Origin of the sequence: Maribellus sediminis, assembly GCF_011799805.1 — a bacterium.
Taxonomy (GTDB): Bacteria; Bacteroidota; Bacteroidia; order Bacteroidales; family Prolixibacteraceae; genus Draconibacterium; species Draconibacterium sediminis_A.
In genome coordinates, this window is record NZ_WXUB01000003.1 from 623,956 (window position 1) to 637,432 (window position 13,477).

Sequence of the window (13,477 nt, forward strand, 5' to 3'; positions counted from 1 at the left end):
TTATTGTTAACGGGTTCGCTCAACGGCATTATTTATTTATCTTAGCGGTTCTTTTTTAAAAAACAGATTGAATGCAGGTAAAAATTGTAAACAAGTCGAAAAATGAATTGCCGGCGTACAGCACAGTACATTCGGCTGGTATGGATTTAAGAGCCAATCTTGAAGAGGCGATAACTTTGAAATCTCTGGAGCGGGTTTTGGTACCCACCGGATTGTTCATTGAGTTGCCTGAAGGTTACGAAGCTCAAATTCGACCCAGAAGTGGCCTGGCCTTGAAAAAGGGAATTACAGTTTTAAATACTCCCGGAACCATCGATGCCGATTATCGTGGCGAAATTGGAGTCATTCTTATCAACCTGTCGAAGGAAGATTTTGTTATAGAACACGGTGAACGCATTTGCCAGATGGTTATAGCCGCCCACGAGAAAGTGAAATGGGATTTGGTAGAAGTGCTCGAAGAAACAGAAAGGGGAGCCGGAGGCTTTGGCCACACCGGTAAAAATTAAGATGAAGAAAAATATAATTACGGGAATAGGAAGTGCACTGTTTTTAGCAGTGGCAGTTTCATGTTCGGGACCAAAACAAATTACAGAACAGGAAGTGGCCAAAGCGGCGGTGGAAATACCCGTCGACGATTTAGCCGAGCAACAACAAAAAGAGTTTGAATACCTTTTTGTGGAGGCGCTGAAACAAAAAATGTTTGGCAATCCGCAAAAGGCCATCCAGTTGTTGTCGAGCTGTTTGGAAATCGATCCGAATTCGTCGGCAGCCATGTACGAGCTGGCCAATATTCATGCTGTTAATAACGATTTTACCAGTGCATCACTTTTGCTCGAAAAAGCGATCAGTTTAAATCCGGATAACAAGTGGTACAAACTTTTGCTGGCCCAGATTTACCAGCAATCACGAAAATATTCGGAAGCAGCCGATCTTTACGATGAATTGCTTCGGAAAGAACCTGATAACCTGGAATACATTTACATGAAGGCGGCTTTTCTGGCCAGTGCTCAACGCTACGACGAGGCCATTGCCACCTACAATAAAATGGAAAAGGAAACCGGTATCAATGAACAGATTTCGGTAGCCAAGCAACAGATTTACGTATCGACAGGAGAAATTGATAAAGCTTTTGCTGAAATTCAGAAGCTGATCGACAGTAATCCGGAAGATGCCAAATATTACGGATTGCTGGCCGATTTGTACCAGAGTCAGGGTGATTCGGAAAATGCACTGAAATATTACAAAAAGATACAGGAGCTGGATCCCGAAAATGGTTTTGTACATTTTTCGCTGGCCAACTATTACCTGGAAAATGGTGATACCGGGAAATCGTTTGAAGAAACCAAAGAAGGCTTCAAAAGCGATTATGTCGACATTCAAACCAAATTGCAGTTGTACATGATGCTTACCTCGGCACGTTCAACCCTGACCGATTCGCAGCAGGTGGAACTGATTCAGATTCTTTTGGAACACCATGCTGATGAAGCGCTGGTGCACACCATTTACGCCGAAAACCTGATCAAGAAAAACGAATTGGCCGAAGCACGCGTTCAGCTCTTAAAATCGCTGGATATTGAACGCAACGACTATGTTGTTTGGGAGCGTTTGATGTTTATCGATAACGATCTGCAGGACTGGGAGAGTTTGTATTCGCATACCGGCGATATTATCGATCTGTTTCCGAACCAGCCGCAGGGTTATTTCTTTAAAGCCATTGCCTGTGTTCAGCTCGAAAAGTTTGAAGAAACAGTTGAAGTTGTAGATGAAGGACTCGACTTTGTAGTTCAGAATCCACAGCTCGAGGGTAATTTCCTGATGTTAAAAGGCGAGGCCGTTTACAAGCAAAATAAAAAAGACGAGGCATTTAAATTGTTTGACAAAGCCGTCGAAATCGATCCCGAAAATTACCTGACGCTCAATAACTACGCGTATTATCTTTCGCTCGAAGGAAAAGACCTCGATAAGGCCGAACGCATGAGTGGCAAAGTGGTTGAACGTTTTCCCGACAACGGTACTTACCTCGATACACACGCCTGGGTACTCTTCAAAAAAGGAGATTACAAGCTGGCCAAATTTTACATGGAATCGGCCATTAAAAATGGGGGAGAAGACAATCCGACGCTGCTCGAGCATTATGGCGATATTTTGTTTATGCTTCAAAAGCTCGATGAAGCCAAGTCGTATTGGGAAAAGGCAAAGTCGAATGGTGGAAATTCCGAAGTTTTGCATCGGAAAATCAAGGAAGGGAAATACATAGCAGATCCAAATGAATAAGCGTTTTTCTGTTCGTTTTCCGTTACTTTTTATAGTGGCGATCCTTGTTTTGGTGAGTTCGTGTCGGGCACCAAAAGAATTGGCTGTTGCGAATGTAAAGCCCATGAACACGAACAAACTACTCAAAAACATCGAACAAAACGCCTTCGATTATGAGGATCTTACCATTCGCAAAATCAATTGCCAGTATTCAAGCAGGCAGTCGAAAGCATCGTTCCGAATTAATTTAAAAGCCCGCAAAGACGAAAAAATTCTGGTGTCGATCAGTAAACTGAATATTCCGGTTGGCCGGGTTTTGCTGACTCCCGACTCTGTGATTTATGTGAATTACATCGACCACAATTATTTTGTTGGTGATTACAGTTTTATCAGCGATTTCCTGAACATGGATGTTGATTTTAAAACCGTACAATCCATCATTTCAAATAATGCATTTTCGTACAGAAACGATCCGCGCGACGATTACAAAACTTTCGATTCGTTTGTTGAAAACGGGAAATATGTGCTGCAATCGGAAAAGACTCGAAAAATCTACAAATTAGACGACAAACGGCCGCAAAAAATCGAACGCCGTTTAAAACGTCTGGATGATGAAGCACTGATTTTACAGAAGATGTTTTTCGAACCACGGAATTTTTCACTAACGCAGCTCAACATTCAGGATAAAACCAACAACCGTAACATCTTTATGGGCTTTAACGATTTTACCGAGGTGGATGGCAAAGAATATCCCGGTGAAATAGATATGGAATTTCTTTCGGCCGAAGAACAAATCCAAATGAAGATCCGCATGAGCGGTTTTTCAACCGAAGAAATTACTTCTTTCTCCATTAAAATTCCTGAAAAATACGAAGAGATTCAGGTAAAATAACTCCGAATTACTTTACTTTCGTGGAAACCGAGAACGGATGCGAGTTTATTTCACCACGATTATTTTGTTGATTCTGCCGCTTCTGGGGCTGACTCAGTCGATTTCTGACCTGCAAAAACAAAAGCAGGAAACTCAGGCTGAAATCGAATACACTACCCGTTTGCTTGAAGAAACCCAACAGAGTGAAAAAACATCGCTGAATAAACTCCGTTTGCTGAATAACCAGATCAACCAGAGAACACGTCTTATTTCGACATTAAGCGATGAAATTGTGATTTACGACCAGTGTATCCAAAACAGCGAACTGTCGATAGAAATGCTTCAAAACGACCTTCAGCAGCTTCGTGAAGAATACGCGGGAATGATCAGGTTGGCATACAAAAATAGGGACGTGAATAACGAACTGTTGTTTTTGCTGTCGGCCGAAAGTTTTAACCAGGCTTACCGGCGTTTGCTTTATTTCAGGCGTTACTCTCAGTACCGGAAAGATCAGGGTGAAATTATTGGCGAGGTGAGCTCGGTCCTGAACGACAACATTAAAAAGCTGGAGGAAAGAAAAGAGGACAAACAGACGCTGGTGGATCAAACCCGTCAGGAATACCGCATGCTGGCCGGAGAAAAAGGACAGCAGGATACCGAGTTGCAAAAACTGGCCGATCAGAAGCGAAATTTGCAGCAAACACTGCGGCAACAACGAAAAATAGAATTACAGCTCGAACAGGAGATCCAATGGATTATTGAAGAAGAAGCCCGTAAAAACAGGGCTAACGGCGAACCCGGCTATGCACTCACGCCCGAACAAAAACTGATTGGCGATAATTTTGAGCAGAACAAACACCGCCTGCCGTGGCCGGTTGAGCGGGGCGTAATCGTGGAACGCTTTGGTGTGCATCAACACCCGGTGCTTACCAATGTGCAGGTGCGCAACAACGGCGTAAACATTGCTACCGAAATTGGGTCAAAAGTACGGGCAGTTTTTAAAGGTGAAGTCAGTCGTGTGTTTGGAATTTCCGGCGGTAATACAGCAGTAATTATCCGTCACGGTGCGTTTCTAACGGTTTATTCGAACCTGCGCGAAGTAGTGGTAAAAAAGGGCGATCTGGTAGACACCAAGCAGGATATAGGAACTGTTTACACCGATTACGACGACGACGGTAAATCCATCCTTAAATTTCAGATCTGGCAGGAAAGCCAGAAAATGGATCCGGAAGACTGGATCGTGAAATAGAGCTACACGACTGTAAATGAGATATTTATTGCACCGCCCTTCAGGGCGGTGTAAAGTATAATTACTTTTTTACTTTCGTTCGTCAAGCTTTACATTAATCTCCTTAATGTTCTGAAGCATCTCCATTGTAACCGGATTTTCAGTAGCGGCATTCCGCATTTCTTCGCGGCGAAGACCCAGCTTGGTGTCGAGCCGGCCCAGAACCAGTGAAAACAGCATGAAAACCACCATCATCACGGGGTAAGTCACCAGTTTGTTCTCATCCAGAAAATGCCGGATGGTCTCGTCCTTAAAATCGTTTAGGAACATAAAGGCGATCATCACAAAGCTGATGTAACCAATGTACATTCTTGCTCGGTCGATGTAAATTTTCCAACGGATGAAGGTGCGACGGTTCATTTGTATTCCAAAGAGTTTCATGCGTTTCATGATTATAGTTTTAATGTCATTTTATTTTGGGTCAGAAAATGTTTTAATCCAATTGCCTTCAAAAAACGTTGTGTGGTTTGGCTGGGATCATCAATGTTATTAACGTTGATTTCGCCCGAAACAGTATCGGCAAAATAGTGAAATAAACTGCTTCCAATTCCCTGACGACGATAGTTTGGTGCGACTGCAAATTGCAGGACCCGTGCTCGTTTCGGATAGGCCGTTAAATAGCCTGCAAGTTCATCACCGATAAAAGCACCGTAAGTAATGCTGTCGGTCAGTTTTTCAATAGTTGCAGTAGCGTTTTGCCAGCTTGGCCGCCACTCCCAAAACGATTGAAAAAGCTGGTGGTCGAGGCTTTGGATTTGCTGAATCCTCAGTCCACTATTTTTCGCTGGTTCATTTGGTTTTCCCAGAAAGCAATCCAGATCAGCCGTTTTCCGAAAACCAGCCTTTTCGTAGGATTTTATGGCCTGAATATTTTTATCAATCACCTCCAGTTCAATTTCATCAACACCTATTTCCTTCAGAATTGAAAGCTGCTTTTCGTACATTTTTACCGTAGCATGCTGCCCCCGAAACTCCTTAATAACTCCTGTTCCGCCATTGTAGGCCACTTTTTTCCCGTCGGTTTCACGCAGACCGTGCAGCATAAAAGCAACCGGTTTTTCGTTGTGGAAAAGGCCCACAGAAAGATCAGTACGTAAATCTTCCGAATCAATTTTGGCTTGAAGTAACTCAGGAGTGAGTTCAACTTTAACAAAATAATCGGCAAAAGCTTCATTAAAAAGTTGTGCGATGTCAGGGATACTCAGGTTTTCAATGGTTTTAAAGATCATAATTGAAGGTTTAGCAGCTATTTTGGTGTACAAAAAAACCGGCATAAAAGCCGGTTCTCAATACTATTTTCGATTTTACAAATTGGCTACCCGGGTAAGTGTTGGAATATCCAGGAACTTGATCTTTCGTCCCTGCAATTCAATCAGTTTATCGCTTTTAAATTCGGATAACAAACGAATAACAGATTCAGTAGCGGTTCCCACCATGTTGGCCAGTTCTTCGCGTGTAAGCGAAATCTGCAGTGTATTTTGGTTATCGAGTTCAAAGTTTTCTTTGAGCAATAAAAGCACTTCGGCCAAACGTTCGCGCACGGTTTTTTGCGCAATGTCGGTAATGTAATCGTTGGCTTCGCGCAATTCGCGGCAAACAATCTGCAACATGTGGTGCGAGAATTGCCAGTTACTTTGAATCAGGTACAACAGCGTTTGATACGGGATGTGGCACAAGGCAGCTTCATCGATTACCTTGGCCGTGGTGCAGGCCAGCTCCTGGCTTAACAGCGAACGGTAGGCAATAATTTCTCCTTTTTTGGCAAAACGGATAATCTGTTCCTTTCCGTCAATCCCGGTTTTAAATATCTTAACAATACCTTTGGTTACACAGAAAAATCCAGTCAGGCGGCTGCCTTCACGATAGATAATGGTACCTTTTTTATATACAGAACAAGTCTTTTCGTAATTCAGGCGACTAAACTCATCTTCAGTAAGTTTCTTGAACAACTGGAATCCACTTAAATCCGTTTCTGTTTCTGTTGGCCTTTTAATTGCACTTCTCATATTCAGGCTTATATTTCAAATTATCAAATCAAACTCTTACACGCATTTAAACTGCAAAAATACAATTATCCGCATTATTGAAAAAACTATTTATATAGATACTTAGATGTTGTATATTTGCACTGCAAAATAATTGAAAACTATTTTAAATAAGGATGTTATGAAACATGTAGTAGATATGTCGTGGACCGATAAAGTGGCTTTTGAAGCCGACATGGATGGTCACAAAGTTGTTGTTGATGCCACAGAAGAAGCAGGTGGCAGTGATTTAGGTCCGCGTCCCAAAAAATTAATGTTGTCGGCACTGGCCGGCTGTACCGGTGTTGATGTAATTATGATCCTCAAGAAAATGAAGGTGGTACCTGAAGCTTTCAATGTTATTGTTGAGGCCGATGTTACCGAAGAACATCCGAAACATTACGACAAAATGAAAGTGATTTATCAGTTTAAAGGTAAAGACCTGCCGTATGATAAACTGGAAAAAGCAGTTAAACTTTCGGAAGAAAAATACTGTGGGGTTACTGCTGTTTACAAAAAAGCCATGGAAATGGAAACTGAAATTCGTATTGTTGAGTAGCAGTCTTTATTAGCAGAATAAAATGAAAGCAATCTTCGGTGAAGGTTGCTTTTTTTGTACTTTTAAAGTACAAAAATTCATTTTATGCTACGGTCGATAAACCCGGCAACCGGCGAGGTTGTCAAAACCTATGAATCACATTCTGATGAAGGCGTCGAAAAAATCGTGAATTCGGTTGATAAAATCGGACATCACTGGCGAAGCACATCGTTTATGTTTCGTGGGCAGTTGATGCAAAATTTGGCAAGTCTGCTTAAATCGAAAAAAGAAGAACTGGCCATGCTGATGGCGCTGGAGATGGGAAAGGTAAAGCGCGAAGGAATTGCCGAGGTTGAAAAGTGTGCCTGGGTGTGTGAGTACTACGCAGCGAATGCTGAAGCATTTCTTGAAAATGAACCGATAGCCACGGAGGCTACAAAATCATACGTTTCGTACCAACCATTAGGAACTATATTAGCGATCATGCCGTGGAATTTTCCGTTTTGGCAGGTTTTTCGTTTTGCCGCACCAACCTTAATGGCCGGAAACACAGCAGTTTTAAAACATGCCAGTAATGTACCAGGCTGTGCCATGGCCATCGAAGAGATTTTCCGCGAAGCCGGTTTCCCCGAGAACGTGTGTCGAACATTATTGATAAGCAGTAAACAGGTAGCAAAAGTTATTCAGCATAAAGCTGTAAAAGCTGTTAGTTTAACCGGATCGACACCGGCAGGGAAAAGTGTGGCCGCACTTGCGGGCGCCGAACTTAAAAAATGTGTGCTGGAGCTTGGTGGCAGCGATCCGTACCTGATCCTTGAGGATGCAGACATTGACAGAGCGGCTAAAAAATGTGCTGCCGGCCGTTTGCTGAATGCCGGTCAAAGTTGTATCGGCGCCAAACGATTTATTGTTGAAGAAAAAGTTTATGCCCATTTTCTGGAGGTGTTTACACACGAAATGGCTACAGCCGATTTTGGTGATCCAACAGATGAGGAATCGACAATCGGACCGTTGGCACGCACTGATCTTCGCGATGAATTGCATCAGCAGGTAGTTGATTCGGTTGCAAAGGGTGCGGAAGTGATCATTGGTGGCGAAATTCCGCATCGTGAAGGTGCATACTACCCGCCTACCATATTGGAAAATGTACAGCCCGGAATGCCGGCTTACGATGAAGAACTGTTTGGCCCGGTAGCATCGGTGATAAAGGTAAAAGATGTTAAGGAAGCCATTCAGGTGGCCAATGACACCGTTTTCGGACTGGGGGCAGCTGTTTTTACCCGCAATTTAAAAAGGGGAGAACATATTGCCGAAATTGAACTTGAAGCCGGTGCCTGTTTTGTAAATGATTTTGTGAAGTCGGATCCGCGCTTACCTTTTGGTGGCATAAAAACCAGCGGTTTTGGCCGCGAACTGGCCGAACAGGGCATCAAAGAATTTATGAATATAAAAACCGTGGTGGTGAAGTAAATCGTTTATTTTTTGTTCTTCCAAAGCGGATATTTCGCATACATTTTTCTTCCCACAAACTGCCCCAGGAAAAAGCTACCCAACAGAAAGGGAGCCAGTGTCCAGGTAAGTTTCAAATCGTGAAATTTGCGGATGAGTATGATCAATGGTACCGGTGCGTGAATAAATACAAACCACCAGAAAGATAACTTTCGAAAACTACCCCGCATATAACCAAAAGGCAGGTTTACCAGAAAAGTTGCAATGCAGGTAATTAATACCCGCCACCACAATTCATTTGCAGTAGCTTCATTTATTAATTGAAGTTTGAACTGGAGAAGCATCAGGCAGTTGTTTGATCTTTTATGATTTCGTTTAATGCTTCCACCCAGTGGTCTTCGGCATTCAGGCTTTCCACCAACTGCAATTTTTCGCCACCGTTTTTGTAAAATTCATCGCCGTATTCCACGCCAATTTCAAGCGTAGTTTCCAGACAATCGGTTACAAATGAAGGTGCAAACACCAAAATTTTCTTTTTGCCTTCTTTTAATTTCTCATCCAGCGTTACATCAGTAAACGGAGTCAGCCAATTTTTCGATAGTCTGGATTGATAAGATACGGTATAGTCTTCCGGTTTTAAATTGAGTTGCTTGGCGAGCAAACGCGAAGTTTCATACGAGGTTGCCCGGTAGCACTTTTTACCATGTTCGGGTATGCCGGCGGTGGTGCAGTTACATACTGCTAAATTGATTCCCGGATGGCATTTTTCGATGTGCCGGTTCGGCAATCCGTGGTAGGAAAAGATCACATGATCATATTTCGATAGATCGTATTTCTGTCCCTGTTTCACAAACGACTCAAGAAACTTTGGATGATCGTAAAACTGCTCAACGCTTTTAACTTCTGCTTTAATGCCGAGCTTTTTAATTCTCTTCTCAGCCGCAGCAACAGCTGTTTCGGTAGTCGACATGGCATGTTGCGGGAAAAGCGGCACCAAAATGATTTTTTTGAAACCCTCGCTCTTAATTTCTTTAAGTGCCTTTTTTATGCTCGGATTTCCATAGCGCATGGCTGCAAAAACCTTGTCGCCGTCCTTTTGCTTTTGCTCCAGTTTTGCCCTTAATTCTTCGGTAAGATAAATCAGTGGCGAACCTTTTTTTGTCCACAAGCGCAGGTATAATTTTGTTGAATTTTTTACCCTGAAAGGGATAATAATCGCGTTGACCAGAAATTTACGCAATAACCACGGCAGATCGATCACCCGCTTATCATTCAAAAATTGTGTGAGGTAGCGACGGACGGCAGGTACTGTCGGTGCGTCCGGACTTCCTACATTCAACAAAAGTATAGCTGTCTTCATCTTTATTAATCTATGTTATCAATCCAGTTGATACCTTTTTTCAAACGGTTCAGCGTGTTCGCTTCAAACGATCCTATTTCCGGTTCATAATTGTATTTCCATGAAGCGTTGGCCGGCATACTCACCAAAATCGATTCGGTGTTTCCATTCGATTCAAGCCCGAATTTTGTACCCCGGTCATTTAGCAGGTTGAATTCAACATACCTTCCACGGCGTAAATTCTGCCACTCCTTTTCACGTTCCGAATACTGTTTTTCGTGGTTTTTCATCAATTCAGCATAAATCTCAGGGTAGGCTGCTGCCTGTGCTGCTACAAATCCTAAAAGAACGTCAAAAGGGTATTTATCATCGGGTTTTAAGCGATCGAAGAAAATACCACCCACGCCACGCGTCTCGTCACGATGGGGAAGATAATAATAATCGTCGGCCCATTTCTTAAAATCAGGGTAAAAATCGGGATGAAAACTGTCGCAGATTTCTTTCAAATGCTGATGAAAGCGCTGTGCTTCTTTCGGAACAATAATCGAAGGAGTGAGGTCGATGCCGCCGCCAAACCACGAAACGCCGTTATCGAGTGCAAAATACCGCACGTTCATGTGTATGGTTGGTACCCACGGATTTTCGGCGTGCAAAATGGAAGAAATGCCTGTGGCTGCATATTTCCCGGCTTTTTCGCCAAGGATGCTTTCCATCTTTTCACTGAAATCTCCCTGAACAAAAGAGAAATTTACAGCTCCTTTTTCAATGATCCGGCCATTTTCAATAACGCGTGTTACGCCGCCACCAATATCCTTTTTCCACGCTGTTTTACCAAAACTTCCTTTCCCGTCTGCTGCTTCCAGCACGCGGCAAATTTGTCCCTGCAACTCCGAAAAGGTTGCTGCGATTTCCTTAATTTTCTCCAATATTCTGTCTGTTTCTATTTTACTTAGCCAGTTCTTCGGCCAGCGTTCGTGCCTGTTTTATGCGGTCGGCCATTCCAATTCCGTCGCGGATATTGCCGGCCAGGTACAATCCCGGATATTTTTCCTGCAGCTTATTGATCGTTTCAAAGCGTTGCTTCGAATCCAATCCGTATTGAGGAATGGCATGTTTATACCTGAAAATCTTTAACAGATCGGGTTTGAAATCGGGTATTTCTAGCATTTCCTTGGCCTGAGTTTCGAGTAAGGAATGAATTTCAGGATCACTCATTTCATAAATCTCCGGCCGCCTGGTTCCGCCCATAAATACCGAAATCACTGTTCCGCCTTCAGGAGCGCGCTGAACAAAGAACGACGAAGTAAATAACGCACCCAGTATTTTTTTGTTCTCGCGACTTGGCACCAATCCGCCAAAAGCTTTTAACGACATGCCTTTCCAGCTTTTAAAACCAACAATCGCCTGCACAACCGAAGCATATTTCAGCGCTTCGAAAGGCTCTTTTTCTGCTTTTTCAAGAAAAGGTAAAACAGCTGGAAGTGCATAGGCCCCGGCTGTAGTTACTACTTTTTTGGCGTTGATTTCAACACTTTCCCCGTTAAGGGTTGTTGTTATTTTAAAGCCTGCTTTTTCAGGAGAAACGCTTGTATTTTTGGCGTTGAGAAGAATATTTTCGTTCCCTACTTTTTGGGTGAGGGCGTCAATCAGTTTTCCCAATCCTCCTTTGGCAGAGAAAACCTCTTTGGTTGCCTTTTGCAAACGCGGATCGTTCTTTTTTTCCTTTGCTTTCTGCATCGATCCACGAATAAAACTGCCGTAATTTTGCTCAAGTGCGTACAATTTTGGCAAGGCATATTTCGGAATCAGGTAATCGGTGTTTCCGGCATAAACTCCCGAAATAAAAGGATCAACCGCATAATTCAGAAAACTGACGCCGAGTCTTCTTTTTACAAAATCAGTCAATGTTTCTTCAGGATTAGTGCCCGGTTTCCGAAAAGGTTCGCCAAGCACACGGAATTTGTCTTTTAGCGTAAAAAGCGGGGTGCCGATTGCCGAAATCAATCCTGAAGGAATGGCGTGCCATTTATTGCCCTTCCAAATCAATCGCCGTTTTGCACTCGGATCGGCGCCTTCAAACGTACAAAGTCCTTCCAGGTCTTCGAAAAGTTCAGCCACTTCCGGATTGCCAACAACACCCGTATTCGGGCCTGTTTCATACACAAAACCGTTTTCATTTTCGGTGTGAATTACGCCTCCGGTTCGGTTCGACTTTTCTATAACCAGCACATCTTTATTGTGTTTTTTCAGGTAAAAAGCCAGGGTTAAACCTGTTAATCCCGCACCAATAACGACGATATCTTTTTCGATAACTGAGCTCATTTATACTGATTTTGAGAAGGTTTTCGTGGTATTTTGTAACAGCGGATCAAAAGAAGCAGCAACATTACGAATGAGTATCAGCCCTTCATCGGTCACTTCCAGTTTTTCATCCGAGAGCTTGATCAGTCCGTCGGCTTCAAATTCCTGAAGTTTAGCGGTGTCGTAAACAACGGTTTTCTTTACTTCTTCTCCTGAAAGATTAAAACGATGCCCTATCTCGTTCCAAATAATCTGTTCGTTGCACATCAGTTCGTTGATCACCTCGCGAATCACCATCTGCTCTTTGCTCAAACGATAGCCTTTCATGATTGGAATTTCGCCTTTTCCGGCTTGTTCGATGTAGTCAGAAAGTTTCTTGGTGTTTTGTGCATACACCGTGCTCAGTTGGCTGATGGAAGTAACTCCGAGCGCATAAACCTGTCCGGTGGTGCGGCGGGTGCAATAACCCTGGAAATTCCGGTGCAGTTTTTTATGCTGATAAGCTTGTGCCAGTTCATCATTTTCGAGCGCGAAATGGTCGAAACCAATTGCCTGGTAACCGTTTTGCGTGAGCAGCTGGAATCCATTCTCGAACATGCGCATTTTCTCATCGCTTTCGGGCAGACCAACCTTTTCCAGCTTTTTCTGGATCGGGCTCACCCACGGAACGTGAGCGTACGAAAATGTCACCAATCGATCGGGTTTCAGTTCGATGGCTTGTTCTATCGCCTTTGAGAAACCGGCTGCACTTTGTTTGGGCAGGCCGTAAATAAAATCGAGATTGATTGCTACTTCAGGATCGCCGTCTTTCAGGTAATCCATAATTTCCTTCACCGGCATGCCCGGTTTTTCGCGGTTTACTGCCTTCAAAACGTCGGTGTCGAAATCCTGAATACCAAGGCTGAAGCGCTTGAATCCGGCTTTTTTCAAGCCTTCCATTTGTTCCAATGTGAGGTAGGCAGGATTACACTCGATAGCAATTTCGGGTTGTTCGATGGTACCGAATTCTGAAAACAAAATCTCGTTAATTTCCTGCAAATACTCCACCGGAATAGCGTTTGGCGTTCCTCCTCCGTAATGGATCTGCGAAATTGGCCGACTTTTATCGATGTGGCTGATCATGGTTTTGATCTCCACTTTCAGCGCCTTGATATAATCCTCGATAATGTGGTCGTTGCTGATCCCGTAGTGATTACATCCGCAGAAATAGCAGATCTGTTTGCAAAACGGAATGTGAAAATAGAAGGAGATATTTTGCGGATCGTAATCGTTCGATTCGGTCAGCGCCTTTCGGAAATCGTCCTGCGAAAATTCTTCGGTAAAGAAATTCGCGGGCGGATAACTCGTGTAACGCGGAACGGGATTGTTGTATTTCTGAAGTAGTTTGTTGTCAATCATTTTCCTGCTGTTTTGT

14 protein-coding genes are annotated in these 13,477 nt (G+C 43.3%); 6 read left to right on the forward strand and 8 right to left on the reverse strand.

What is annotated here, in order from left to right; translation table 11 throughout:
• Positions 1 to 71 precede the first annotated feature (71 nt).
• Genes dut through HFD85_RS14505 form a run of 4 tightly spaced genes read left to right on the forward strand, consistent with a single transcriptional unit; the run spans position 72 to position 4,373 of the window.
• A complete protein-coding gene (gene dut, locus HFD85_RS14490) occupies positions 72 to 506 on the forward strand; it encodes a dUTP diphosphatase (RefSeq protein WP_167611234.1) in 435 nt (144 codons plus the stop codon).
• Position 507: 1 nt separating this feature from the next.
• Entirely contained in the window at positions 508 to 2,274 is a 1,767-nt protein-coding gene (locus HFD85_RS14495; RefSeq protein WP_167611237.1) for a tetratricopeptide repeat protein, read from the forward strand.
• On the forward strand, positions 2,267 to 3,145 hold the full coding sequence (gene lolB1, locus HFD85_RS14500; protein WP_167611239.1) for a lipoprotein insertase outer membrane protein LolB1: 879 nt from the start codon (positions 2,267 to 2,269) through the stop codon (positions 3,143 to 3,145). Before HFD85_RS14495 ends, lolB1 begins: the two co-directional genes overlap by 8 nt.
• 37 nt (positions 3,146 to 3,182) lie before the next feature.
• Complete coding sequence (locus HFD85_RS14505; protein WP_167611241.1) at positions 3,183 to 4,373, forward strand: murein hydrolase activator EnvC family protein; 1,191 nt, start codon at positions 3,183 to 3,185, stop codon at positions 4,371 to 4,373.
• A gap of 69 nt (positions 4,374 to 4,442) precedes the next feature.
• Here the strand turns inward: HFD85_RS14505 and HFD85_RS14510 are convergent, their stop codons facing one another.
• The 3 genes from HFD85_RS14510 to HFD85_RS14520 all read right to left on the reverse strand — a co-directional run bounded on the left by HFD85_RS14510 (position 4,443) and on the right by HFD85_RS14520 (position 6,418).
• A complete protein-coding gene (locus HFD85_RS14510; RefSeq protein ID WP_167611244.1) occupies positions 4,443 to 4,802 on the reverse strand; it encodes a hypothetical protein in 360 nt (119 codons plus the stop codon).
• A gap of 2 nt (positions 4,803 to 4,804) precedes the next feature.
• Complete coding sequence (locus HFD85_RS14515; RefSeq protein ID WP_167611247.1) at positions 4,805 to 5,641, reverse strand: GNAT family N-acetyltransferase; 837 nt, start codon at positions 5,639 to 5,641, stop codon at positions 4,805 to 4,807.
• Between the two features lie 75 nt (positions 5,642 to 5,716).
• Positions 5,717 to 6,418 carry a Crp/Fnr family transcriptional regulator gene (locus HFD85_RS14520; RefSeq protein ID WP_167611250.1) on the reverse strand — a complete coding sequence of 234 codons (702 nt, stop codon included), beginning with the start codon at positions 6,416 to 6,418 and terminating at the stop codon, positions 5,717 to 5,719.
• A 160-nt stretch (positions 6,419 to 6,578) separates the two neighbouring features.
• Here HFD85_RS14520 and HFD85_RS14525 point away from each other — a divergent pair, with 160 nt between their 5' ends.
• Entirely contained in the window at positions 6,579 to 6,995 is a 417-nt protein-coding gene (locus tag HFD85_RS14525; protein WP_167611253.1) for an OsmC family protein, read from the forward strand.
• An 84-nt stretch (positions 6,996 to 7,079) separates the two neighbouring features.
• Positions 7,080 to 8,444 carry an NAD-dependent succinate-semialdehyde dehydrogenase gene (locus HFD85_RS14530; protein ID WP_167611256.1) on the forward strand — a complete coding sequence of 455 codons (1,365 nt, stop codon included), beginning with the start codon at positions 7,080 to 7,082 and terminating at the stop codon, positions 8,442 to 8,444.
• Positions 8,445 to 8,449: 5 nt separating this feature from the next.
• On the opposite strand, the gene HFD85_RS14535 is transcribed toward HFD85_RS14530, so the two are convergent.
• The 5 genes from HFD85_RS14535 to hemN are packed head-to-tail and all read right to left on the reverse strand — an operon-like array spanning position 8,450 to position 13,461.
• Positions 8,450 to 8,767, reverse strand: a complete 318-nt coding sequence (locus tag HFD85_RS14535) for a hypothetical protein (RefSeq protein ID WP_167611259.1) — start codon at positions 8,765 to 8,767, stop codon at positions 8,450 to 8,452.
• Positions 8,767 to 9,783 (reverse strand): ferrochelatase, encoded by a 1,017-nt coding sequence (gene hemH, locus HFD85_RS14540; RefSeq protein ID WP_167611262.1) that lies wholly within the window; start codon positions 9,781 to 9,783, stop codon positions 8,767 to 8,769. The genes HFD85_RS14535 and hemH overlap by 1 nt, the downstream gene beginning before the upstream one ends.
• 5 nt (positions 9,784 to 9,788) lie before the next feature.
• Positions 9,789 to 10,688: an oxygen-dependent coproporphyrinogen oxidase gene (gene hemF / locus HFD85_RS14545; RefSeq protein ID WP_240925054.1), complete on the reverse strand. Its 900-nt coding sequence runs from the start codon at positions 10,686 to 10,688 to the stop codon at positions 9,789 to 9,791.
• A 19-nt stretch (positions 10,689 to 10,707) separates the two neighbouring features.
• Entirely contained in the window at positions 10,708 to 12,084 is a 1,377-nt protein-coding gene (gene hemG, locus HFD85_RS14550; RefSeq protein ID WP_206081976.1) for a protoporphyrinogen oxidase, read from the reverse strand.
• Positions 12,085 to 13,461: an oxygen-independent coproporphyrinogen III oxidase gene (gene hemN / locus HFD85_RS14555; RefSeq protein ID WP_167611265.1), complete on the reverse strand. Its 1,377-nt coding sequence runs from the start codon at positions 13,459 to 13,461 to the stop codon at positions 12,085 to 12,087.
• Positions 13,462 to 13,477: the final 16 nt, after the last annotated feature.